Annotated in this window: 10 protein-coding genes, 5 tRNA genes and 1 pseudogene; 10 read left to right on the top strand and 6 right to left on the bottom strand. The window is 71.8% G+C overall.

Annotated features, from left to right (window positions below):
* Positions 1-80: 80 nt before the first annotated feature.
* Entirely contained in the window at positions 81-683 is a 603-nt protein-coding gene (locus ACFYPR_RS23745; RefSeq protein ID WP_355139244.1) for a TetR/AcrR family transcriptional regulator, read from the bottom strand.
* 422 nt (positions 684-1,105) lie between these two features.
* Here ACFYPR_RS23745 and ACFYPR_RS23740 point away from each other — a divergent pair.
* From ACFYPR_RS23740 to ACFYPR_RS23730, 3 genes are all read left to right on the top strand, one after another.
* Positions 1,106-1,178 (top strand) — tRNA-Gly (locus tag ACFYPR_RS23740).
* Between the two features lie 34 nt (positions 1,179-1,212).
* A tRNA-Cys gene (locus ACFYPR_RS23735) sits at positions 1,213-1,283 on the top strand.
* Positions 1,284-1,296: 13 nt separating this feature from the next.
* Positions 1,297-1,371: transfer RNA gene (locus ACFYPR_RS23730), tRNA-Val, on the top strand.
* Positions 1,372-1,447: 76 nt separating this feature from the next.
* Here the strand turns inward: ACFYPR_RS23730 and ACFYPR_RS23725 are convergent.
* From ACFYPR_RS23725 to ACFYPR_RS23710, 4 genes are all read right to left on the bottom strand, one after another.
* Positions 1,448-4,207: an FtsX-like permease family protein gene (locus ACFYPR_RS23725; RefSeq protein WP_387262539.1), complete on the bottom strand. Its 2,760-nt coding sequence runs from the start codon at positions 4,205-4,207 to the stop codon at positions 1,448-1,450.
* Between the two features lie 3,170 nt (positions 4,208-7,377).
* The gene (locus ACFYPR_RS23720) at positions 7,378-8,097 is read right to left on the bottom strand and encodes an ABC transporter ATP-binding protein (RefSeq protein ID WP_387262537.1); all 720 of its coding nucleotides are present in this window, start codon (positions 8,095-8,097) and stop codon (positions 7,378-7,380) included.
* The gene (locus tag ACFYPR_RS23715) at positions 8,094-9,026 is read right to left on the bottom strand and encodes an ABC transporter ATP-binding protein (RefSeq protein ID WP_354855436.1); all 933 of its coding nucleotides are present in this window, start codon (positions 9,024-9,026) and stop codon (positions 8,094-8,096) included. The genes ACFYPR_RS23720 and ACFYPR_RS23715 overlap by 4 nt, the downstream gene beginning before the upstream one ends.
* A gap of 206 nt (positions 9,027-9,232) precedes the next feature.
* Positions 9,233-10,213 carry a DUF5937 family protein gene (locus tag ACFYPR_RS23710; RefSeq protein WP_387262534.1) on the bottom strand — a complete coding sequence of 327 codons (981 nt, stop codon included), beginning with the start codon at positions 10,211-10,213 and terminating at the stop codon, positions 9,233-9,235.
* On the opposite strand from ACFYPR_RS23710, the pseudogene ACFYPR_RS23705 reads away from it, so the two are divergent.
* Positions 10,173-11,099: pseudogene (locus tag ACFYPR_RS23705) on the top strand (isocitrate lyase/phosphoenolpyruvate mutase family protein). The gene ACFYPR_RS23710 and the pseudogene ACFYPR_RS23705 sit on opposite strands and share 41 nt — an antisense overlap.
* A 128-nt stretch (positions 11,100-11,227) precedes the next feature.
* On the opposite strand, the gene ACFYPR_RS23700 reads toward ACFYPR_RS23705, so the two are convergent.
* A complete protein-coding gene (locus ACFYPR_RS23700; protein WP_007457129.1) occupies positions 11,228-11,500 on the bottom strand; it encodes a DUF6458 family protein in 273 nt (90 codons plus the stop codon).
* A 148-nt stretch (positions 11,501-11,648) separates the two neighbouring features.
* Between ACFYPR_RS23700 and ACFYPR_RS23695 the strand changes: the two genes are divergently transcribed.
* The 6 genes from ACFYPR_RS23695 to ACFYPR_RS23670 all read left to right on the top strand — a co-directional run bounded on the left by ACFYPR_RS23695 (position 11,649) and on the right by ACFYPR_RS23670 (position 24,695).
* Positions 11,649-11,721, top strand: a tRNA-Gly gene (locus ACFYPR_RS23695).
* A 48-nt stretch (positions 11,722-11,769) separates the two neighbouring features.
* A tRNA-Val gene (locus tag ACFYPR_RS23690) sits at positions 11,770-11,844 on the top strand.
* 132 nt (positions 11,845-11,976) lie between these two features.
* On the top strand, positions 11,977-12,627 hold the full coding sequence (locus ACFYPR_RS23685) for an ATP-dependent endonuclease (protein WP_387262532.1): 651 nt from the start codon (positions 11,977-11,979) through the stop codon (positions 12,625-12,627).
* A 132-nt stretch (positions 12,628-12,759) separates the two neighbouring features.
* Positions 12,760-13,758, top strand: a complete 999-nt coding sequence (locus ACFYPR_RS23680) for an NAD-dependent epimerase/dehydratase family protein (protein ID WP_387262530.1) — start codon at positions 12,760-12,762, stop codon at positions 13,756-13,758.
* A 283-nt stretch (positions 13,759-14,041) separates the two neighbouring features.
* On the top strand, positions 14,042-17,680 hold the full coding sequence (locus ACFYPR_RS23675) for a LamG domain-containing protein (protein WP_387262527.1): 3,639 nt from the start codon (positions 14,042-14,044) through the stop codon (positions 17,678-17,680).
* 130 nt (positions 17,681-17,810) lie between these two features.
* Positions 17,811-24,695 carry a polymorphic toxin-type HINT domain-containing protein gene (locus ACFYPR_RS23670; RefSeq protein ID WP_387262524.1) on the top strand — a complete coding sequence of 2,295 codons (6,885 nt, stop codon included), beginning with the start codon at positions 17,811-17,813 and terminating at the stop codon, positions 24,693-24,695.
* Positions 24,696-25,293: the final 598 nt, after the last annotated feature.

The following is a 25,293-nucleotide window of genomic DNA, read 5'->3' as shown; positions in this document are numbered from 1 at the left end:
CCGTCGATTGTTCTCCTCGGCGCGGTGGCCCGAGCCCGTTTTGCCCGGCCCGACCTGCGGTGCCGTTCCGCCGTCGCCGCTCAGTCCAGGTCGGCCGGGGCCAGGCCCAGCTCCCGGGAGGTGACCAGCCGCACCCACTCCCCGAACTGCCGGCGGGAGATCACCCGGTCGTGCACGGCGAGCTGCACGGCGAGGCCGTCCATCACGGCGCTGATCCGCCAGGCGGCCCCCTGCGGGTCGGCGCACTGGAAGGTGCCGTCGGCGACCCCGGCGGAGATGACGGCGGCGAGATCCTGCCGCCAGCGCAGGTCGAGCCGCCGGGACACCTTCTCCAACTCGGGGGTGCGCAGCGACTCGGACCAGCCGTCGATCCACATCGACCAGGAGGTCGCCCGACCGGCCGGGGTGTAGAGCTTGAGGATCCGGCGGAGCTTCGTCAACGGCGGAGCGGAGGAGCGGGTGACCGCGTCCAGGCGGGCCAGATCCTGCTCGACGGCGTACGCGAACGCCTGCGCGAGCAATCGCTCCTTGGTGGCGAAGTGGTAGAACACCAGGGCCTGACTCACACCGGCGGCCTGTGCCACGTCCGCCGTCCGGGTGTTGGCCAGACCGCGTTCCACGATCACGTCGCAGGCCGTGCGCAGCAGGGCATCCAGGCGGATCTCGGCCGCACGTCTCGTCACGACCGTTACCGTAGCCCATCCACCCGAACACGAACAGTTACCGCCACCGTCCGTTTCGTGGGCTAAGAGTCGGAAGTCGGACACTTTCCAGGGGTGCCGCGGTTCGGTCTCCCGGCGGTGTTCGTCGAGGTCCGCCGCTCGCCGCGGGCGCGCGTCGCCGCCGGGCGAGGGGCCGTTGTCCCGGTGGCGACAGCGGGCGTCGCACGATGCCGGAGTGTGACGGTCGGGAGTCAGTTGAGAAACCAGGCCAGCTCCCTAGGAAGCCTGCGGCGAGTGAGTCCGACCCTCCCCGGGATCCGGCACGCGGCCCCCGCTCGGCGCTCCCGGGCGGGAGGGGACGCGCCGACACAGACCCCCGAGTTGGCAGTCGTTCACCGGCTCGGCTAAAGTTCTCATCCGTCACCCGGGAACGCCGGGGGCGTGCGGACGTAGCGCAGCTGGTAGCGCATCACCTTGCCAAGGTGAGGGTCGCGGGTTCGAATCCCGTCGTCCGCTCGGAGCTGCCGCCACGCGTGACGGGGGCAACCTCGGTGGGGTGGCCGAGAGGCGAGGCAACGGCCTGCAAAGCCGTCCACGCGGGTTCAAATCCCGTCCCCACCTCGGCATTATGCACGGGCGATTGGCGCAGTGGGAGCGCGCTTCCTTGACACGGAAGAGGTCACTGGTTCAAACCCAGTATCGCCCACCAGCTGTACAAGCAGGTCAGAAGGCCCGTTACCGGATATCCGGTAACGGGCCTCGTTTTTGCACCGGTCGCCGGCCGGCTACTCGCCGGCGCGGAGCACCTCGCTCAGCCGGTCGCGTCGCCGCAGGGCCGACTCGACAGGTACGACCGTGGCGGCCGCCGCCAGCAGCGCCACGCTCACCAGGCCGAGCAGCCACCACGGCGGGACCGCCCCCGGGTCGGCGGCCTGGCCGGTGAGCAGCCGCAGGTCGAGCGGGCCGAGCGTCAGGCGTGCGAGCAGGGCCCCGAGCAGCGGGCCGCACACCGCGGCGACCACGACCGGCGGCAGCACCTCTCCGGCGGCGACCCAGCGGGCGTCGCGTGGCCGCAGGCCGAGGGTCCGCAGCCGGGTCAGGGTCTGCCACCGCTCCGACGCGCCTGCGGCGGCGGCGAGCGTGAGGCCGAGCAGCCCCAGCGCCAGCAGCACCGCGGCGGCCGTCCACGCCAGCCGTACCAGCCCTGCGGTCAGCGGAGCCACTCGCTGCGCCCGTAGGACGTCGGCGCGCAGCACGACGTCGGCGGCGACGCCGCTGTTCGACACGGCCCGCGCCGCGCCGGGGCCGGTCACCCAGACGGTGTTCGGAACGGCGGGCAGCCCGGCGCCCGCGAGGGCCGCGGCGTCCACGATGACGACGTCACCGGCGCCGCCGACGGAGGGCGCGGTACCGACGGCGGTGAGCCGGATCGCCGGGGCGTCGTCCCGGGGTAGCTGCAACCGCGTGCCGGTCGGCAGCTCGCCGTCGCTCGATCGGACCAGCGCTGGGACGTCCCCGGGGCCGGGACCGGGTGTCGTGAGCCGGGCCAGCGCCGGCGCGTCGGGCAGCGGAGTGGTCGCCAGCAGGCGCTGGAACGCGTCGGCGTCCACGATGACCAGGCGTGGGGTGAACAGTGTCGAATCGCTGAAGACGCGCGCCGAGTCGGTCACCTGCGCGACGACGACCTGCCCGACCCCGGGTGCGGCGGCGATGCGCTCGGCGACCGCGGGCGTGGCGACCCCGGCCTCGGCGCCGACGTCGAGGCGGGCGTCGGCGCCGACGCTGCTCCACGCGCCGTCGGCCAGGCCCCGGGTGACGGTGGTGCCGAGGATGAGCGCGAACGACGCCAGCGCCGTGGCGCTCACCAGAACCAGCAGCGGTAGCGCGCGCCCGGCCGTTGCGGCCGCCCGGGCGGCACCGAACACGGCCAGCGGGCGGCGCGAGCGCAGCGCCTGCCGGAGCGCGAACCGCGCCCCGAGGGGCAGCAGCCGGAGCAGGACGAGCGCGCCGACGAGCACGCCCAGAGCGGGCGCGCTGATCGGCAGGATCGTGTCGCCGGTCAGCGCGCCGGTGTCGCCGTCGGAGGCGACGGACAGGAGCCCGCGCTGGTGCAGGGTGACGAAGGCGGCGACCGCGGCGATCAGGACTGCGGCCTCCACGGCGGCGCGGCGTAGCTGGCCGGTGGCCCGGATCCAGCGCCGAGCGGCCCGGTTGGCGGGTTGGCGCCGGTCGCGGCTGGCGCGGGCGGCGGCGAGGATGCCGAACGCCGGCCCGGCGACGGCGCCGGCCAGGACAGCGGGAACGGCCCAGGCCCAGGAGACGCCGGGAGCCGCCGCGCGGGCGAGCGCGAGCCCGACGGCGGCGGCCGACAGGGACACCACTGTGGACTCGATGGCCAGTTCCGCACCGAGGTCGGGTAGCGCCGCCCCACGCTGCCGGGCGGCGCTCAGCGCCGGGGTACGGCGGCGGACCAGCAGGTCGGCGGCGAGCAGCAGGACCAGCACCGTGGCGGTCAGCACCCCGGTGAGCAGGACGGCGGCCTGCACGGCAACGGCGCCGATCCGGGTACGGGCGGCGCGCAGGGTGGTGTCGAGTTGCGACTCCCACTTCAGGGACTCGTCGCGGGCGCCGGAGGAGCCGGAGGCTGCCTTGAGCTTGACCACCTGGCTGGCGAGTGCCGCGGTGGTGTCCCAGGTGAGCGCGTCGGGAACGGGTGCGAAATGGATGGTACGTCGCAGTTGGTCCTCGTCGACGGCGAGCCGGGCGTCCGGTAACGACTCGGCCGACAGCAGGCCGGCGAACCGGGTGGTTCTCACGCCGTCGGCGCCGGGCACGGGGCGCAGAAGCGCCGGGGCGAGTCGCCAGGCGGGGTCGGCGCTGTCCGCGGGTCGGTAGATGCCGCTGATCCGGACGTCCCGGTCGCGACCCTGGCCGTCCTTGACCGGGATCCGATCGCCGGGGCCGAGGTGGAGTGCGGTGGCCTCCGCCTCGGAGATGCCGACCTGCACCGGCCAGGGCGGTCCGTTGTAGGGGGTCTCGACGAACTCGTCGGTGACGGCGGGGCCGGGCGCGCTGCCGGCGATCCAGGTCACGTCCGGGCCACCGAGATCGCCGGCCAGGTAGGTGAACTGGAAGGTACGCGGCGCGCTGCCGTCGGTGATGCTGAGGATCGGACCGTTGACAACGGCGATGGGCGGGAGCAGCGCGGCGTCCAGGTCGGGCCCGAGCGCGTAGGCCGCCCGGGCGCGGAAGTCGTCGACGTCATCGGCGAGGCGGGCTGTCCGGACCCGCCCGCCGGTCGGGCCGTCGTCGCGTTCCCAGTCGGCGCGTACGAGGACGTTCGAGTCCTGGCCGGCGCGGCGGACCGTGTCCTGGACGGCGCTGTTGGCGGCGGCCCGGAGCAGCGCCGGCACGGCCCCGGCGAGCAGCGCGACGGCCGCGATGACGGCGGCGGTGAGCAGCAGCGGTCCGGCGTCGGTCCGGCCCCGGCCCCGGACGCTGGGCCAGTGCGGTGCCGGCCACCGGCGGGTCAGCCACCGTTTCACGGCGCCACCCGCAGGTGCGCGGCGTCGGCCCGGCGGACCTGGACGGTGACCACAACGGCGACCGCCAGCAGGCATCCGGCCAGCAGTACGGCGAGCAGTGCGGCCTCGGCTGGCCACGGCCACTGTGGCTGGCGGCCGGGACGGGCGCGGCGCCGGTGTCGGAGCGCACGAGCAGGGGAGCGACGATGCGGGTGGCGAGCGCGCCGACGGCCGCGCCCGCCGCGAGCAGGGGCAGCAGGACGCCGACGTGCTGGCCGAGCAGCACGGCCCGGATGCCGCGCCGGGACATCCCGAGGCCGCGCAGCCGCCCCACCTCGACGGCGCGGACCTGCAGATCGCAGGTGACGTGCAGGACGACGCCGGCGAGCAGCAGCAGGGCCGCGGCCGGGACGATGAGCCGGAGCGCGGCCGGCAGCCCGGCGCGCAGCGGGCCGCCGGTGAGGCGGGCGGTCTCCGCCTCGCGGTTCGTGACGGTGCCCAGGTGCAGGGCGGTGGCCCGCTCGGCAGCGCCGGGACCGGCGGGGTGGCCGACCCACCAGGCGTCGACCGGGAACGTCAGGTCGCCGGTGACGGCGCGTGCGCGGGACAGCGTGTCCAGGTCGGCCAGGACGGCGACGGCGCCGGGGGCGGACGGTACGGTCGGCACGACCTCGGTGACGACGATCGGGACGGGCGTGGTGCCGACCGTGACGCTGAGCTGGCTGCCACTGTCGACACCGACCTCGCTGGCAAAGCGGGCGGAGACGGCGACGGGCACCGGCCCGGGGTCCGGAAAGGCGGTGGCGACGATAGTCCGGGCGGCGTCGTCTGCGCCGCCGAGGTCGACTGTCGCGGCCATCCGCAGCGCGGTTCCCGTCCGTACCGGAGACAGCGTGACGCTCAGGTCGCGCACCCTGCTCGGGACCGGCGGCGCGGACGTGGCGGTCCAGTCCGACCCGTCGGTGGACCCTTCCGCCGACCCGGCGGGCGGCACGGTGAGCGTGACGGCTACGGCGACGGGTCCGCCGACCGGGTCGGCGGTGACCGGCAGGGCGACCGCGACGAGGCGCAGCCCGTCAGCCGTCGCGCAGGCGGGCAGCCGAAACTCCCGACCGTCGAGCGGTACGGCGGGACCGGTGCAGGACGTGCGCAGGCCGGTGGCGTCCTGCAGCAGCAGCCGGGGCGTCACGGCGAGGGAGGTGCCGCCGGCCGCGGTCCCGCTCAGGACGAGCGGGGCGCCGGCCGCAAAGGCGAGGCCGGTGACCCGGGTGCGTGGTGCCAGCGTGGCGCCCACGTCCGCCCATCCGCGGTCGCTGTCCACCGGCCCGCGCAGCAGCGCGTCGGCTCGGGTGGTGTCGACGGCGACCAGGCGCGGCGCATCGCCGGCGGTGCCGAGCCACTGACCGACTGCGGTACCACGGTCGAGGGCCGGACTCACCGCCCCCGCGGTGGCCGCGCTGACGACCGCGCCGTCGCCGGGTGCTGGCGCCGTGCTGAGGGTGAGTGCCAGGTCGGTGCCGACGGAGAGCGCGGCCTGGTCGCGCTGCGACTGGTGCCACGTGGCGTCGAAGGCGAGGCCGAAGGTTCCGGCCGCGCAGGCCAGCCCGACGAGCAGCCCGGCGGCGACCGCCTGGGGGCGGCGGGCGCTCTCGGAGACCGCCAGCGGGAGCGCCAACCCGCGGGCGCGGTACGCCAGTCGGTCGGCGCCGCGCAGCGCGGGCAGTACCACCCTGAGCGCCAGGGCGGCGCCCGCGGTGAGCAGCAGCGCCGGCGCGAGCACCCGGACCGCGTCGGCGCGTGGGCTGGCGGCGGTGGGCTGCGCGTGCAGCTGCCACCATCCGGCGGCGGCGAACACGGCGAGCATCAGGTCGGCGCCGGAGCGGGCCAGCAGTTCGCGGCGGGTGCGCCGGTCGCCGGGTGCCCCGACGGGCCGGATCGCCAGGACGGTGAGCACAGCGGTGAGCACCAGCGCACCGCCGACCACCGCGAGAACCTGGGCACTCGTGATGGCCGGCCGGACGGTCAGGCCGGCGTCGTCCAGCGGCGGCAGGTGGGTCAGGCCGGCGTGCAGGGCCGACGAGGCCGGTATCGCGAGCGCCGCGGCGACGGCGGCGACGAGCCCGGCCTCGAGTGTCGCGGTGGCGGCGAGTTGGCGGCGGCTGGTGCCCAGGGCGGACCGCAGGGCGGTCTCGTCCGCGCGGATGCCCGCGGTCAGCCGGCCGGCGAGGACGAGTGCCGTCGCGGCCAAAACACCGCCGAGGACGGCGATGGCGAGCACGACGGCGTCGGTGACGTGCCGTTGGTCGTCGGCGGCCCGCAGGGTCAGCGCCAGGTCGGAGGAGACACGTGCGAGCGTGACGCGGTCGCCGAGGGTGCCGGCCAGCCGACGGTCGGCACTGCGGACGGCCCCGGCCATGGTCTCCAGGTCGCGGCGGTTGGGGTGGGACAGGTCCGGATGGGCGGTGACCTCCAGCCGGTCGACGGTGGCGCCCGTGGTGACCAGGTCGGCGAGGTCGACGAGGAACGGGCCGTACGCGTTGACCGGCTGCAGGAAGCGGCCGTCCCGGTAGCCGGTGGCGGAGCCGGCCGCGGCGAGCGGGTCGCGGTCCCAGCCGCGCCCGGGCAGCGGGCGTACCACACCGACGACTGTCACGTCGATGGCCGGGACGGGCGGGTGGGCCAGCTCGGCGCCGAGGCGCACCCGGCTACCGGGGGTGAGGCGGAGGAGTTGGGCGGTGGACTCCAGCAGCACCGCGTCGCCAGGGTGTTGTGGCCAGCGTCCGGTGATCAGCTCGGCTCGGGCCGGCAGATCGTCCAGCCCCGACAGGTACGCCTGGGCCGGGACCGTGGTGCCGGGGGCGAGCGCGGGCGGCAGCGCCCGCAGCACTGTCGACGCCCGCGCGGTAGTTGTCACCGGGAACGGTGCGAGCGCGGAGGCCACCACGGTGCGGGTGTCGGCGGCGACGGACGGCGCGTCCCGGCCCTCGACGGCGCCGGTGTAGACGGTCACGTCGACGGCGGCGGGGGCGGCGCGGGCCATGGCGACCTCCAGCGCCCGCTCGGCGGTGCGGGTGACCAGCAGGGTGCAGGTGCCCAGCAGCGTCGCGCCGATCGTGACGACCCCGAGCAGGGCCGCCAGCAACGGCCACTGCGCGCGGGCGCGCCGGCTGACCAGCCTCAGCATCGTCGTGTCACCCGGCGTCCGACTCGGGCCCGTACGGCCCGGTCGCCTGTTCGTCGAGGTGCCCGTCGTGGATGCGGATCACCCGGTCGGCCAGGGCCATCATCACCGCGTCGTGCGTCGACACCAGCACGGTGACACCTTCGGATTCCGCTATCCCGCGCAGCAGGGCCATCACCGACAGACCTGTCTCGGCGTCCAGTTGCCCGGTGGGCTCGTCGGCGAGCAGCAGCCGGGGCGAGGCGGCCACCGCGCGGGCGATCGCCACCCGCTGCTGCTGGCCGCCGGACAGCTCGGCCGGCCGTTGGCGGGCGTGGTCGGCCAGGCCGACCAGATCCAGCAGCAACTCGACCCGCCGCTCGCGCTCGGCCGGGGCGACGCGGGCCAGCCGCAGCGGGGCGGCGACGTTCTCCGCGGCCGACAGCACCGGGATCAGTCCGAAGCTCTGGAAGACGTACGACACCTTCTCGCGTCGCAGCCGGGACAGGCCGTCCTCGTCGAGCGCGCCGACGTCGGCGCCGTCGACGTGCACGGTGCCGGCGTCCGGGCGGTCCAGGCCGCCGATGACGTTGAGCAGGGTGGTCTTGCCCGAACCGGACCGGCCGACGAGCGCCACCATGGAACCGGCGGCCACGTCGAACGACACGCCGCGCAGGGCGTGTACGACGGTCGGCCCGGTGCGAAAGCGCCGGTGGACGCCGCGCACGCGCAGCAGCGGCTCGCTGCTCATTCGTCGCTTCCCGAATCGGGGCGGATCGTGATGTGGTCGGGCTCCAGGGCCAGCCGGACCCGTCGGGTCAGCGCCAGCGCCTGGCGGAATTCGCGGGGCACCTGGACCCGGCCGGCCCGGTCCATCACTGCGTACTCCTCGGCGATCACGTGCGTGTCGCCCTCCGCGTCCGTGGTGGTGCGGCGCAGCACCTCGCTGCTGGTGCGCCCGTCCCGGATCGCGATGGTCCGTTCGACCTGGCCGCTGACCTCCGGGTCGTGGGTCACCACGACGACCGTGACGCCGTACCGCCGGTTGACGTCCCGCAGCACGCCGAAGACCTCCGCGGACGTGGCGGCGTCCAACTCGCCGGTCGGCTCGTCGGCGAGCAGGACCCGCGGCTGGTTGGCCAGCGCCACCGCGATCGCGACCCGCATCTGCTGACCTCCGGAGAGTTGCCCGGGGCGCCGGTCGGCGCAGTCGGCGACACCGAGGCTGTCCAGCAGCTCGGCCGCGCGCTCCCGGCGCTCCTTCTTCGCGGTACGGGCCGCCGTCATCGGCAGGTCCACCATCTCCCGTGCGGTCAGGTAGGGAATCAGGTTGCTCGCCGTCTGCTGCCGTACGAACCCGACGGTGTGCCGCCGGTAGTCCACCCGGTCCGCGCGGGACATCGCCAGGAGATTCCACTGGCCGACCCGGACCCGCCCGGCGGTGGGGGCGTCGATGCCGGCCAGGATGGAGAGCAGCGTCGACTTGCCGGACCCGGAGGCGCCGACGACGGCGACCAGCTCACCGCTCTGCACGGCCAGGTCCAGTCCCTGCAGCGCCTGCACCTCGATCGAACCGGTCTGGTAGATCCGCACCAGGTTCTCGCAGACGATGAGCGCGTCCCGGCCGAACTCGGGCGCCCGCGCGGATGGCTGCGGCAGGGACAGCGGTGTGCTGGACATTGCCAGCAGTTTCGCAATCCGCGGCTTCGTTGACCATGCCCCGGGCGGCTTTTCCACGTTCCGGACGAGGATCTGCTCCGGAACGTGTCAGCGGGCGGGCGGCCCGGTCAGAAGATCAGCAGCCGGAACTCGCCCACGGCGGGAAGCCGCGGCGGCGGTAGACCGCCTCGGCGATGGGTGACGAGGTGAGGGCGCACCGATGTCGGCTATGCCGTTGCCGAGAGCAGCGCCTCGGCGAGGTCGGTGCGGGCGCTGAGCAGGGCCCGACCCCGGCGGTGGGTCACCACCAGACCGGCCGCGCGCAACGCGGTGAGGTGCTGGGAGACGCCGCCGGGTGACATCCCACTGCGGCGGGCGAGTTCGGTGGTGCTCGCCGGCCCGATCAGTTCGGTGAGCAGCCGGGCCCGCCCGCGGCCGAGCACGGCGGCCAGCGCGTCCGGGACGCCGTTCGGCCGCTCCCAGAGGGTGCCCAGCCCACTGGCGGGGTAGGCGAGCTGCGGCGCGTCCCCTGCGGAGACGCTCAGCACCGACGGCCAGACGAAGACCGACGGGACCAGCACCAGGCCCGGACCGTCCGCGACGTCCGGGGCCAGGCAGTGCCGCTGCGCGACGACCAGCGTGTCGCCCTCCCACCGGACCTGCCGGTGCAGATCGTTGAGGAGCACCGCCGCACCGTCCTCGGCGAGCAGGCGGGCGCGTGCGGTGACGTCGGCGTCGAGCAGCAGCCGCAGCCGCGGCCAGTGCGGGGCCAGGGCGATCCGCCAGTACGCCTCGATCTCCTCGCTGAGGCGGCGCAGCCCGGCCGGCGGGTCGGCGTACAGGGCGGCGAGTGCTGGCGTGCGGTCGCCCGGGTACAGGTCCAGGTGGGCGCGGACGGTGTCGGCCCCGGTGGCGCGCAGGGCCGTCAGTTCGGCGGCCAGATCGGGGTTGAGGTTGGTCGGCGGCGGCGTGAGGAAGTCGGCCAGGTAGCCGGGCGGTGCCGGCACCAGCTGCCAGAGCAGACCGCCGTCCGACTCGATCACACCCGCCTCGACCAGCGGCTGACGCACCCGGCGTACCCAGGGCAGGTGGACCGCGTGGTCTCCGGGGTCGCGCAGCACCCGGACGCTCGCGACGACCTCCCACAGGCAGGAGACGGCGAACCGGATGCGGGCGACGGCGCCCGCCGACATGCTGATGGCGACCACGGCACCCCCGATGGTTTCAGCTGGCGCTAAAACATTACCGGCGGCTGCGGGGCCGGCCGAGACTTGCCGCGTGAGCGAACACCACACCCGAGCCGAACTGTTCCGATCCCTGCACACCCCCGGGTCGCCGCTGGTCCTGGTCAACGCCTGGGACGCCGCGAGCGCCCGCGTCGTGGCCGCCGCCGGCGTCCGCGCGGTGGCCACCACCAGCGCCGGCGTCGCCTGGAGTCTCGGGGCGCCCGACGGTGACATCCTCGGCCGCGACGCGGCCGTCGACCTGGTCCGCCGGATCACCGCCTCGGTGCCGCTGCCGGTCACCGCCGACATCGAGTCCGGGTAAGGCGCGACGCCGGCGGAGGTCGGCGTGACCGTACGCGCGGTGCTCGACGCCGGTGCCGTCGGCGTGAACATCGAGGACGCCCGACGCGAGGGCGGCCCACCGCTGCGCGACGTGCCCGACCAGTGCGCCCGGATCGGCGCGGTGCGAGGCGCGGCCGACGCTGCGGGTCTGCCGCTGTTCGTCAACGCCCGGATCGACACGTTCCTCGCTGGCGCTGGGGACGTCGCCGAGACCCTGGCCCGGGCCACCGCCTATCTCGCCGCCGGCGCGGACGGCATCTTCGTGCCCGGGGTGGTCGACCCGGTGACCATCCGCGAGCTGGTGCGGGCGGTGCCGGCGCCGCTGAACGTGCTCGCCGGGCCGGGCGCCCCGGCGGTGGGGGACCTGGCCCGGCTGGGGGTGGCCCGGGTGAGCCTCGGCTCGTCGATCGCGCAGGCCGCGTACGCGGTCGCCCGCCGGGCGGCGGACGAGGCCCTCGGCGCGGGCACGTACGACGCGCTGGCGGACGCCCTCGACTACGGCACGCTCAACGCCCTCATGCGGTGAGCGGGGCGGGCTGCGTCACGCTCGCAGCCGGTGCCTCCCGTGGCGCGGCAGGCCACGAAACGCCGGGCCGGCCGCCTCTGTCGAGGTGGCCGGCCCGGGTGCTCCGCCAGTGGTGGCCGATGGTCGTGTCACAGCGGCGGGGCGATGTCCCGCCGCTCCTCGACCCGGCGGTACTCGACCGGCTCCTCGACCCGGCGGTACTCCACCGGCTGCTCGGTGGCGACGGGGACCGCCTGGCGGCGGCGACCCCAGATCAGCGTGGTCATGATCAGGCCGAGCACGCCGGCGCCCATCAGGATCCAGCCGACCACGTCGAGGTTGATGCCGCCGACGCTCGCGTCGAGCGCGAAGGTGAGGATCGCGCCGAGCGCGATCAGGAAGATGCTGGTGCCGATACCCACGACAGCCTCCTTAGGGGGTGTGGTGCGCTGTCGAGGTCACTCAGTACCCCGGTGGCGACCAGCGCAATCGCCGCCGCCCAGGGTCGCGCGCCCGCCGATCTTGGCATCGGGTAGAGTTTGCCGCGTCGCCGGCGTTCGTCGGGGACGTGCGGACGTAGCGCAGCTGGTAGCGCATCACCTTGCCAAGGTGAGGGTCGCGGGTTCGAATCCCGTCGTCCGCTCGCGATTCGCCTCGACGGGCTTGAGCTCCCGGGTCGGGCGGAAACCACGGGCGATTGGCGCAGTGGGAGCGCGCTTCCTTGACACGGAAGAGGTCACTGGTTCAAACCCAGTATCGCCCACCAGTTCGCAACGGCTCGTCACCGCATCCTCGGTGACGAGCCGTTTGCCGTGGTGACACCACCGGGATCCCGACGCTCGGCAGACCGCGGACAATCCGGTTGTGACACGGGTTGGTCGTTGCGAGACTCGGTCCCGTGCCTGAGCCGGACCGCTTCCGCGCCGCCGTACGCGTCTGGGCGGCCGGCGGTCCGGACGCCGCGACCGCCGCCGACGCGGCCCGGGAGTCGGGGGCCGGCCTGCGTACCGTCGTGCTCGTCGAGGGGGTCAGCGACCAGTTCGCGGTGGAGGCGCTGGCTGAGCGACGGCACCGCGATCTGGTCGCCGAGGGTGTGTGCGTGGTGCCGCTCGGAGGCGCGATGAGCGTCGGTCGGTACCTGCGGCTCTTCGGCGCGCAGGGCCTCGCCGTGACCGTGCGGGGGCTGTGTGACGAGGCCGAGGAGGGCTTCTTCCGGCGTGGCCTGGAGCAGGTGGGTCTCGGCGCCGGCCTGACCCGGTCGGCGATGGAGGTGCTCGGCTTCGGTGTGTGCGTGACCGACCTGGAGGACGAGCTGATCCGCGCGCTCGGCAGCGACGGCGTCGAGCGGGTCATCGCCGAGCAGGGGGACCTGGCCCGGTTGCGGGTGTTCCAGAACCAGCCCGCCCAGCGTGGGCGCCCGGTCGAGCGGCAACTACGCCGCTTCCTGGGGACGATGAGTGGCCGCAAGGCCCGCTACGCGGGGGCGCTCGTGCGCGCTCTCGAGCCGGGTGCCGTGCCCCGCCCGCTGGACCGGCTGCTCGCCGGTTGACCGGCCCGATCCCCAGTCGACCTGCCCGATCCGGCTGCGCGCGGGCGTCGGTGCGGGGGTTCTGCCGAGGGCAGATCCGCTCGCCGTGAACAAGAGCGCAATCCGCCACACCCATCCGCCAGGGTGGAGCACATGAGATTGCTGGTGTTGGGCGGTACGGGTTTCGTGGGCGGTGCGACGGTCGCCGAGGCGGTTCGCCGGGGCTGGTCGGTGACGGTGTTCAACCGAGGGCTGCACGGGTCGGTCCCGCCCGGCGTACACCGGTTGCGGGGTGACCGGAGCGCGCCGGACGGCCTGGCGGTGCTCGCGGACGGCGAGTGGGATCTGGTGGTCGACACCTGGGACGGCGCGCCGCGCGCCGCGCGCGCCGCTGCCCGTGCGCTGGTCGACACCGTGGGGCACTACACCTACGTGTCCAGCGGGTCGGTCTACGCCGACCCGGTGGCGCCCGGCTCGGACGAGACCGCGCCGGTGGCCGACGCCGACCCGGACGCTGCCGACGGCGACTACCAGCAGCTCAAGGCGGGGGCGGAGCGGGCGGTCTTCGGTGACCGGGCGCTGATCGCCCGGGCCGGGCTGATCCTCGGGCCGGGGGAGGACATCGGCCGGCTGCCCTGGTGGCTGAGCTGTATTGCGCGGGGCGGCGACGTGCTCGCCCCCGGCCCGGCCGAGCTGCCGATCCAGTGCATCGACGTGCGCGACCTGGCCAGCTGGATGCTGGACCAGGGCGCCCGAGCGCGGGGCGGGACGTTCAACGCGGTCAGCCGCCCCGGGCACAGCACGATGGGTGAGCTGCTCGGCGAGTGCGTGGCGGTCACCGGCTCCGACGCCCGGCTGCGCTGGACCGACCCCGAGTCGATCCTCGCCGCCGGGGTGGAGCCGTGGAACGACCTGCCGATCTGGTTGCCGCTCGGGCATCCGTACCGCTGGCTGCTGGAGCGGGACACCAGCCGGGCCCACGCGGCGGGGCTGACCTGCCGGCCGGTGGCCGAGACCGTGGCGGACACGTGGCGGTGGTTGCGGGAGGTGGGCACGGTTCCGCCGCGCGCCGGCAGGCCCCGCCGCGCTGCGGTCGGCCTGGACCCGGCCCGGGAGGCCGCACTGCTCGCCACCCAGCCGGCGGCGGGCTGACCGGCGGCCGCCGGATCACTCACGTGGAGGCGCCGGACAGCCGTTCACCGGTGACGGCGGGTGCGGCCGTAGTCATCATTGCGGGCTGGTACCCCATTTGTTATCACGGGCGGTAGCGGACATAGACAAACCTGTAAGCCAGCCCTACAGTTCGGCCGACTAGTTCTCATCAGCACGGGGGTTTTTGATGACCACTGGCCGCTGGCTGCTGCCCGCGCTCCTAAAGAGACGTTCCCTTCTCGTAGTCGGAAGCGCGGTCGCACTTCTCGGCACATCCGTCGCGGTGCCCGCACAGGCCGTGCCGGCTGCCGCGTCGAAACCGTCAACCGCCATCTCCGAGACCGCCGACCCCGCCTCGGCGTCCGCCGCCGCGCGCCGCTCCGGTAAGCGGGTGGAGGTCGCGTCGGCGCGTACCGAACTGACCCAGGTGTTCGCCAACCCGTCCGGGGGCTTCACGGCGGAACTGGCCGTGGTGCCGCAGCAGGTCAAGCGCCCCGACGGCTCGTGGGCGGTCGTCGACCTCGCGCTACGTCGGGGTGCGGACGGCTGGCGGCCGACGGCGTCGGTTGCGGACGTGCGCTTCTCCGACGGTGGCGATGCCGCCGCGGTGGTCCTGTCCCGCAACGGCCGGTCGTTCTCCCTGTCCTGGCCGGGTGGTCTACCCCGACCCTCGGTGTCCGGTGACTCGGCCACCTACACCGACGTGCTGCCCGGCACGGACCTGGTGCTGCGGGCCACCCGGACCGGGTTCACCCACGTCCTCGTGGTCAAGACGCCGGAGGCAGCGGCGAACCCGCGTCTGCGCGAACTCCGCTTCGACCTGGGCGGCGACGCGCGGGTGGTGCGGGGTCGAGACGGTCGCCTGTCGGCGCTCGCCGGCGACGAGGTCCTCGCCGCCGCCGACAGCGCCGTCATGTGGGACTCCCACGCCGGTGTCGCAACGTCAGGCCAGCGATCGGCGACGGCCTCGGCCGGGGACGCCGCGTCCGCGGGTGGGTCGTCGTCCGACCTCTCGTCGTCGGCGGCGCCGGGTGACAGAGCGCGTGTCGCCGCCGTCGATGTCCAGGTCGCCGACGGTGACCTGGTCCTCCGCCCGGACGCCGCGTTGCTCTCGCCGGCCGGCACGACCTTCCCGGTCTACATCGACCCGGCCTGGTCCACCGGCAAGTCCCGATGGGCGTACTCGACGAACAACAACAGCAACAACACGGACACCTCGGTGGCCCGGGTGGGCCGGGACCCGGACTCCGGGAAGCTGTACCGGTCCTACTTCGACTTCCCGTTGACCACCGTGCGGGGCAAGCACATCGAGTCCGCGTATGTGCAGATGAAGCTGGATCACTCCTGGTCGTGCGGCAACACGCCGACCTACATGTACCACTCTGGTGGCATCGCCTCGACTCCGCGTACCAACTGGGCGCCGAAGCTGATCGGCTTGAAGTCCTCGGCCAGCTCGCACGCCAACGAGGGCTCCGGGTGCTCCGACTCGCCACAGCCGGACATGACCGTCAACTTCACCGGGTCCGCGGTCACCAGCGTGATCCAGTCCTCCGCGACCAGCAGTGCCACCAACATCACCTTCGGCTTCTGCGCGTGCAGCGCCACCGACGGGTCGGGCGAGTCCACGACCGACCGGTGGAAGAAGTTCTTCCCGGGCAACGCGAAGCTGGTGGTCGACTTCGACTCCATCCCCGGTAAGCCGAACAACCTGCAGGCGGCCGGCGTTGCCTGCTCGGCCAGCACGACGCTGGTCATCGGCACCCTGAAGCCGACGTTCTCCGCGATCTTCCCGGACGCGGACGGTACGCAGGCGCTGACGACCGGGTACGAGTGGGTCCAGGTACCCGCCAACGGTGTGATCGACGCGTCGACCCCGCGCCGGTCGGCGCCGGCCGGAGCGTCGGTTCCCGCCGGAGGTCGCTCGACGACGGCCGCGGTGACGGCCGGCGAGGGGGTGACATACGCGTTCCGCGCCAAGGCGACGGACCCCGCTCCGTACAGCCGGACGAGTGTCTGGTCCGACTGGTGCAAGTTCATGGCCGACACCAAGGTGCCGCCGGTGACCGCGACGCTGACCTCCGGAACTGGGTTGCCGGGCAGCACGGCGACCTTCCTCATCTCGTCCACCGATTCCACGGTGACCAAGTTCCGGTACGGCTGGATCAACCCGCCGGTCACCGAGGTCACGGCGGTGGGTCGCATAGTGATGAGGCCACCGAGCGAACCCATCACCGTGAAGCAGGCGCAGGTATCGCTGGTGGTGCCCAAGTACGGATTGAACACGCTCTACATCTCCGCAACCGATGGTGCCGGCAACATCGGCTACGGTTCGCTGGAGTTCACGGCCCCTCGGCCGGCGCCCGCCACGGCCCGCTGGGGTCTGGAGACCTACCCCGGGGTCACGGCGTCGCAGGCACTCGACGACACGCAGCAGTCGCCCCCCTCGGGCAGGACCCCGCTGTCCTCGGGCAGCGTCTCGTGGACCGGAGATCTGCGGCTGATTCGCGGCGAGACCGCCTCGTTCAACGGCACCTCGTCCAGCCTGGCCACAACCGGGCCGGTGGTGGACACCACGGAGTCGTTCAGTGTCGCGGGTTGGGTACGCCTGGCGGCGCTTCCCACCACGGCGGACATGGCGGTCGCCGCCCAGGCCGGCACCAGCACGGCCGGCTTCGTGTTGGGTACCCGGCTGGAGGGTTCCCCGCTGACGCCGCGCTGGTCGTTCCTGATGAAGGACACCGACCTGCAATCCAGTTCCACCCGAGCAGCGGTCAGCTCCGCCCTGACAACGGCGGACGTCGGGCGGTGGACGCACATCGCCGGTGTCTACGACAAGACCGCCGGGAAGATCCGGCTCTACGTCAACGGCAAACTCACCGCCGAGACGGATCGGACCGCGGCCGCGTGGAGCGCCGGTGGCCCGTTCAGCGTCGGGCGGGGCTGGACCTCGGGCGCGCCGGCCAACTGGCTGAAGGGCAACCTGGCCGACGTGCAGGTGTACGACCGGGTGCTGGTCGACCACGACTTCACCGGTCAGCTCGCCGAGGATCCGGACTCCGGAGGCTTCGACGAGCCGGGAATGCTGTCGGCGGTCAAAGTGGGTGACTGGGGCTTCGGCAACGGCATGCCGTGCTACGTGGAGTCGACGGACCCCACCCTGTGCAGCGCGCCGGAGGACGGTCAGTTCGGCCGCAGGCTGGCTCTGACGGCGGGCGCCGATTTCGGCTCTCTCTCCGACGACAAGTTCCTGACGCTGGACCGACAGGGCATCGAGGATCCGGCCCAGCTGACGACAGAGTACGGGCGCTCACAGGACAATCTCGCCGAGCCGCAGAACCCGGTCTGGCAGGACGGCCGCGTGCTGCGTACGGATCAGTCCTTCTCGGTGTCCGTCTGGGTGCGACCTGACGCACAGGCACTGGGCACCATGACCGCCGTCAGTCAGGCCGGCACGCAACAGTCGGCCTTCTACCTCGGCCAGCGTGCCTTCACGGTGGGCACCACGACCGAGTACCGGTGGTGTGTCAGCGTCTTCGGCGTCGACGACGATGACACCACGGGTCAGACCGTGGCGGTTCCGATGACGTCGGGGGTCCTGACGGAGGACGACTGGGCCCGGTGGACGCATCTGGTCGCCGTCTACGACGCGTCCCGGCGCGAGATCCGGCTCTATGTCAACGGAAAGCAGGAGGGGATCAAGGGTTTCAGCAGCGGCACCTTCACCGGCGCCTTCGACGCGACCGGTCCGCTCGTCGTCGGCGCTGCCCGCTTCACCCCAGTGGGCGGAACGACACGGTGGGTCGACCTCTGGCGGGGCGACATCGACAAGCTCGGCCTCTATCAGGGTGCACTGACCGACGCGACGGTCAAGACGCTCTTCGATGCGGAGTCGCCGGAGTCGGTGGAAGCACCCGAGGACTGACCGCTCCGCAACCCCTGACCGAACCCCGCACGTCGACCTCGTCCGTGGAGGCATGGTGAACCCCTACTCAAAAACTCTCCGTAAAACCCTTCAAAAGCCCCATAAAACCGGCAAGGCTCTCCTGGCGGGGTTGCTCAGCGCCGCTTTGTTGACCATGGGGCTGTCGGTTCCGGCGCAGGCCGCGCCGGGCGGCCCCAAGCCCGGGACCGGTCAGCGAGAGAAGCTCGACAAGGACGGCGGCCCGGCGGTGGGTCGTGCCCGGCCGACGAAGGCCGTACCGAACGCCAAGCCCGCCGCGCCCGTGTGGCCCGCCCCGGGCGAGGCGACGGTGACCCTGCCGCCGGACGGCGCGGCAGGCGCGGCCGGTCAGCGCCGCTCCTCGTCCTCGGCGGTGCCCGCTGGTGCGCTGCCGGTGTCGGTCCAGCGGGCGACCGGCACGGCAGGCGCCCGAACCTCGGCGGTCTCGGTCCAACTGCTGGACCGCGCGGCCGTGCCGGCCCGGTGGCGCGACGGACTGATGCTGCGGATCGACGACGCCGGTCAGGCGCCCGCGCGGTCCACGACACCCGCTCAGCGCGGCGCGGCCACCGTCTCGGTGGACTACCGCGGTTTCCGGGACGCCTTCGGTGGCGACTGGGCATCTCGGCTGCGGCTGTGGCAGGTCCCCGAGTGCGGACTGCGCGACCCGCAGCGGGCCGAGTGCGCGGCCAAGCCCCTGATCTCCAGGAACGACGGCACCTCGGTGACCGCCGAGGTGCCGGTGGCCGCCGACAGCGCGGCGGCGCGGACCGCCGGGCAGGCCGGGACGCTCGTCGCGCTCGCCGCGGGCAGCTCGGGTCCGGAGGGTGACTTCTCCGCGACCCCGATGTCGGCCAGCGCCACCTGGTCGGCGGGCACGTCGACCGGTGGCTTCTCCTGGTCGTACCCGATGCGGATGCCGCCAGCGATCGGCGGCCCGGCACCCAGCCTCGGCCTCTCCTACACGTCCGACGCGGTCGACGGCCAGTCCGACGCCTCGAACAGCCAGCCGTCGTGGGTCGGTGAGGGCTTCAGCCTCTGGTCCGGCTACATCGAGCGCAGCTACGTCCCGTGCGCCGACGACATGAGCGGCGGCAACAACAGCTCCAACCGCACCGGGGACCAGTGCTGGCGCTCCGAGAACGCGACGATGTCGCTGAACGGTCGGGGTGGCGAACTGATCTTCGAGGCCGGCAAGGGCTGGCACAGCCGCAACGAGGACGGCACGAAGATCGAGAAGCTGACCGGCACCGCCAACGGTGACGACGACGGTGAGTACTGGAAGGCGACCACGCCCGACGGCACGCAGTACTTCTTCGGCCGCAACACGCTGCCCGGTCAGAGCGCCACCACCGAGTCCGCCTGGACCGTCCCGGTCGCCGGCAACCACGCGAACGAACCGTGCAACGGCTCCTCGTTCGCCTCGTCGTTCTGCAACCAGGCCTGGCGGTGGAACCTCGACTACGTCGTCGATCCGCGCGGCAACACCCTGTCGTACTGGTACGAGAAGGAATCCAACTACTACGCCAAGCTCGCCACCTCCACCAACAAGGCGTCCTACGTCCGCGGCGGATCGCTGCGGCGGATCGACTACGGCACCTGGGACCGCAGTTCCACCGACCGCTCGGTCAAGCCCCTGGCCCAGGTCGTCCTCGACATCGCGGACCGCTGCGTGACCGACTGCTCGAACCGGGGCAACTGGAAGGACGTCCCCTGGGACCAGGAGTGCACGGCGGCCGCGGCGGACTGCAAGGAGAACTACGGTCCGACGTTCTGGACGACCAAGCGGCTCTCGACGGTCACCACACAGGTCTGGGACACCACCAAGACCACCCCGGGCTGGCAGCCGGTGGACTCCTGGACGCTGGGTCACACCTATCCGCCCGTCGGTGACGGCAGTGACCACGCCGGAATGTGGCTTACCTCGCTGGTGCACAAGGGCCTGGTCGGGGGCACCGTCGTCATGCCGCCGGTGACCTTCGAGCCGGTGTCGATGGCGAACCGGGTGTTGAGCAAGAACAACACCAGCAACAACCGGATGCGGATCGGCAACATCTTCACCGAGACCGGGGGGCAGATCCAGGTCACGTACAGCCTGCCTGACTGCAAGAGCAACAGCCTTCCGTCCGCCCCGAACACCAATACGCGCCTCTGCTACCCGGTGGTGGGGCCCGACCCGTACGAGCCGGGCAAGGAACTCACCGAGTACTGGCACAAGTACGTCGTCAAGCAGGTGTCCGAGTCGGACATCAAGGTCATGGCCGGCGGCACGGACCACGGCCAGCCGGTGCAGAACACCTACTACGACTACGTGGGCGACCCTGCCTGGCACTACGCCGACGACAACGGGCTGGTGCAGCCGAAGCGCAAGACGTGGAACCAGTTCCGCGGCTTCGGGCAGGTGGAGGTCCGCAAGGGCGACGCCCCGGCCCAGACACTGACCCGCACGACCTTCCTGCGCGGCATGCACGGTGACCGGCTCGCTCCGTCCGGCGGCACCCGTGACGTCACCGTCGGCGCCTCGCTCGGTGGCGAGACGGTGTACGACGAGGACCAGTTCGCGGGCATGGTCCGCGAGCAGGTCGTCTACAACGGCGTCGAGAGCAAGCCGGTCAGCAAGACGGTCAACGTGCCGTGGCGATCGAAGGCGCTCGCGACCCGCACCATCAACAAGGACGTGGTCTCGGCCCACTTCACGAACACCCGGGTCACCTACAACGCGGTGGCGCTGGGGGTCAACGGGGCATCCGGCTGGCGCACCTCGCGTACGGTGTCGGCCTTCAACGAGGACTACGGCAGCACCGAGTCGATCCAGTCCGACGGCGACGTCGGCAAGACCGGTGACGAGACCTGCACCACCTACCTCTACAACCGCAACACCGACGCGAACCTGCTCGGGACGGTCAAGCAGATCACCGTCAAGGCTCTGCCCTGTGCCACCGCGCCCGCCAGCCAGGACGACATCGTGGCGGACGAGCGCAAGTTCTACGACGGCGCCACCAGCATCGACGCTCAACCCACCCGGGGTGAGGTCACCCGGATCGACCGGCTCAAGGACTGGTCCGTCGCCGGTGGCACGGTCTGGCAGACCATCAGCCAGGCCACCTTCGACGCCTACGGGCGGCCGGCGACCGCTACCGACGCCCGTGGCCGCACGGTGAAGACGGTGTACACCCCCGCGACCGGTGGACCCGTCACGAAGGTGACCACCCAGACGCCGGATCCGAACGGCGGCACCGTCGACTGGGAGAACAGCATCGAGGTGCGGCCCTACTGGGGCCAGCCGGTCAGCACCAAGGACTACAACGGCAAGCAGTCCGACCTGGTGTACGACCCCATGGGGCGGCTCGCCAAGGGCTGGAAGGTCGGCTGGCCGCAGGCGGATCACCCGAACAGCCCGTCGGTCGAGTACACCTACTACTACGCGCCCAACCGGGATGCCTACCCGTACACGAAGAGTCGGGTCCTCCACGCCGGCGGCGGGTACCTGACGTCGTACGACATCATGGACGCCTTCCTGCGGCCTCGCCAGACGCAGGCAGCCGGGGTGGGCGGTGGCCGGGTCGTCACCGACACCCTCTACGACGCGACCGGTCGGGCCGTGACCTCCTACCAGGCCCACGCCGAGCCGGGCACGCCCGACGGCGCGCTCTGGTGGGAGCCCGAGTGGTCGGTGCCGGCGTTGACCAAGGCGCTCTACGACAACGCCTCCCGGCCCACCGACCAGGTGTTCTTCGGCACCGACGGGGTCACCAACCTCATCGAGAAGTGGCGCACCAGGACCGAGTACCTCGGCGACACCACGAAGGTGACCCCGCCGCCGGGCGGCACCGTCACCACCACCAAGACTGACGTGCAGGGCCGGACGGTGGAGCTGCGCCAGCAGACCGACCGGACGCAGGTAACGCCGGACCACGTCACGACCTACACCTACAACCGCAAGGGCCAGCTCACCCTCGTCCGGGACACGGCCCAGAACGAGTGGGTCAACACGTACGACGTCAAGGGCCGCCAGACCAGCGCGAAGGACCCGGACAAGGGCACCACCACGACCACCTTCACCCAGTACGACCAGGTGGAGACGGTCACCGACGCCAACGGTGTGCTCGTCAACGAGTACGACTCGTTGGGGCGGCGCAAGGGTCTCTACGCCGGCAGCGTGGGCGCCGCGAACAAGCTGGCCGAGTGGAAGTACGACAAGCTCTACACCGGTCAGACCGTCCGAGGTCAGCTCACCGAGAGCATCCGCTACGAGTCGGCCGGATCGTCGAACGCCTACAAGTGGCAGGTGCGCGGCTTCAGCGACCGCTACCAACCCACCGGCACCAACTACGTCATCCCGACCAACGAGGCTGCGAATCTCGCCGGCACCTGGGTCTATGGCTACGAGTACTCGCCCTACGACGGCAGTCCGACGGCGGTCACCTATCCGGCCGGCGGTGGTCTGACCACCGAGAAGGTCCAGACGACGTACGACTCGACGACCGGGCTACCCACCGAACTGTCCACCAATCTGATCAACGTGGGTCGCTACGTGATCGGCCAGCAGTACACCCAGTACGGCGAGCCGACGCTCACCACCCGCAAGACCGACGGCGGCGTGTACGTCGAGGACAACACCTACTACGACCTCACCACCCGACGCGTCGACCGGATGACGGTCAAGCCGGAGACCGCCGCCGGAACGGTGGTGGACACCGACTACGAACACGACGCCGTCGGCAACATCCTCTGGATCAAGGACACCCCGCAGGTCGGCACGGCGGACACCCAGTGCTTCCGCTATGACGACCTGCGCCGGATGACCAACGCGTGGACGCCCAAGGCGGGTGTCGAGTGCAAGACGGATCCGAGCGGGTCGAACCTGGGCGGCCCGGCCCCGTACTGGCACGAGTGGACCGTCGACGCGGTCGGCAACCGCAGCACGGAGAAGGTGCACACGGCGGCGGGTGACACCACCCGCACGTACACGTCGCCGGCCAGCGGCAAGGACGCCGTACGACCGCACGCGGTCACCTCGGTCCTCACCGAGGCGCCCGGCCAGGCCGCCGTCACTACCCAGTACGCCTACGACAATGTCGGCAACATGACCTGCCGGCCAGCGGCCACCACGGCGAACAACTGCGCCAACGGGACCAACTCGCAGACGCTGAAGTGGAACACCGAGGGCAAGCTCGCCTCGGTGAGCGTCGGCGGGCAGACCGTCGAAACCAACATCTACGACGCCGAGGGCGCGCGTCTGATCCGTCGCGACTCCAGCGGGAGCACGCTCTACCTGCCGGGTCAGGAGATCCGGCGCGACAACAACTCCATCGTCACCGGCACCCGCTACTACAGCTTCGCCGGCAGGATGGTCGCCAACCGTACGCCCAGCGCGCTGACCTGGCTCTACTCGGACCACCAGGGCACCCAGCAGACCGGCATCAACGCCGCGTCCCAGGCGGTCACCGTCCGCCGACAGACACCGTACGGCGACCCCCGCGGCACCCAGCCGCAGTGGACGAACAACAAGGGCTTCGTCGGCGGCGACAAGGATCCGACGGGCCTGACCAATGTCGGAGCCCGGCAGTACGACACCGCTCTGGGACGGTTCATCTCCGTCGACCCGGTGCAGGACCTCGCCGATCCGCAGCAGTGGAACGCGTACGCCTACAGCAACAACAATCCGATCACGTTCTCCGACCCGAGCGGCCTGCGGGCCTGCTCCGACGACGCCTGCGGTCCGGGCGCCGACTACGAGGACATGTACGGCAACTACGTCGAGGTCAAGGGCGACAACGACGGCTGCGGTGGTAGTTGTGGCGACGACGACTGGGCCGAGGCCCGCGCGGCGCACGAAGCCGGTGGCGGCAACGGTGGCGGCGGTGGCAAGGGTGGCGGCAAGAACGGTGGCCCCACCGACGAGGAGATCAAGCGGGCCAAGGAGGTCAAGAAGCAGAACGCCGTCTCGATCATCATCCAGGCCGGCGGGAAGCTCCTGCTCGACTTCTTCGGCATCAACGACATCCTGGACTGCATCCACGGCGATCTGATGGCCTGTGCCTTCACGCTCGCCGGCATGCTGCCCGTGGGTAAGGCCCTCCAGTTCCTCCGCAAGGCCAAGCCCATGGCCAAGACGATCACCAGGGCCGGTAAGGCGCTGTTGAAGTGGAGCCAGGAGACGAAGTGGGCTGACGACGTCCTCGAGGCAGCCGAGAGTTGTCTGGTAAAACGGCACAGTTTCGCGCCAGGGACGAAGGTGGTGCTGGCCGGCGGCGGTTACAAGGCCATCGAGGAGTTGCGCGAGGGTGACCTGGTCCTCGCCACCGACCCGGAGACCGGAAAGACCGAGGCTCGCGAGGTCACCAGGACGCACCGCAACGAGGATGCGGACCTGACGGACCTCACGGTCAAGGCCGACGGCGCCGAGGCGACGGTCATCAAGACCACCCAGCACCACCCGTTCTGGAGTGAGGATCGTCAGGACTGGATCGACGCGGCCGACGTCCAGGTCGGTGAGGCGCTGCGGGCGCTCGACGGCACGGCGATCACGGTCCAGGCCGTCCGGTCGTACGCCGGCCTGGAAGCGATGTACGACCTGACGGTCGCCGACATCCACACGTACTATGTGGTGGCTGGCAAGACACCGGTCCTCGTCCACAACCAGGGGGGATTGGACCCAGGGCAGATCTATCTCTACCGGGCGGTGCAGGGCGCCGAGTTGGCTGATATTCATTCGACGCGTTCATTTCGGAGCCCCGATGGTGGTTCAAAGTACTTCTCCTACACCGAGAATGGTGCTTCCGAATATGCGCGGCGGGCGTACGGTGCGTATCCAGATGAAGGACCGTATACTGTCGTGCGAACGGTGGTAAATAGGGCGGATATTCCGGCCAGTGCCATCATGCCGCATACGGCAGACGTGGTTGACGGTGGCGTAGCGCTGGGGTCCGATGAACTTTCAAAGCTTGGTCGTCCACGTATTATGCCCGGCATGAGTACTGGCATCGGATGCTAGGAGGAACAGCAGTGAGGTTTGTCGTTGCCTCTTCATCCGGACTCAAGTCGGAGCAGCTATCCCACCTGCTCGGGGGTCTCCCGAAAGTCGCCGTCCGGAGTGGATCGCTCGCGGACGTGGGTGCGGGTTGCGATGCAGCTGTCGTGCACTACACGCTTGCGCATGACCGCTACGGTGGGGCGCCGATCGTTGGGAAAGCGCAGATACTCCGGAATTCCAGGAACGATGGGGCTCCTCCGACAATCTTGGCCACTCCACCTTTGGAGTCTGGTGCTGCTGGAAGGGGCTCCGAGGCGCAAGCAGAGGTTGAGAATCATGCGTTTCGGATGCTTAGTTCGGCCCTCGCTGAATGGGCGCGGTCTCCGTATTACCCACCCGGATCAGCAGAAGCAGCGTGCGCGCTCCATATCGAGGCCGCTGGGCTTGACTTCGGTGATCTCGGGTCCATAGCCCGAGGTATTGGTTTGGCGATCGAGGGCTGTATCGGCGACTCCGAGTAGGTGGCAGAGGGTAGCGGCCAGCTGTACTGGTTCGTGGTTGGTCCCACGGGTTGTCGGTGAGGTCGGGTGGGCTCTTGACATCAAGAGCCCACCCGACC

It is taken from the genome of Micromonospora sp. NPDC005254, from assembly GCF_042872525.1.
Taxonomy (GTDB): domain Bacteria; phylum Actinomycetota; class Actinomycetes; order Mycobacteriales; family Micromonosporaceae; genus Micromonospora.
Note: the sequence above shows the minus strand (reverse complement) of the source record. Positions and strands in the feature narration are given on the sequence as shown.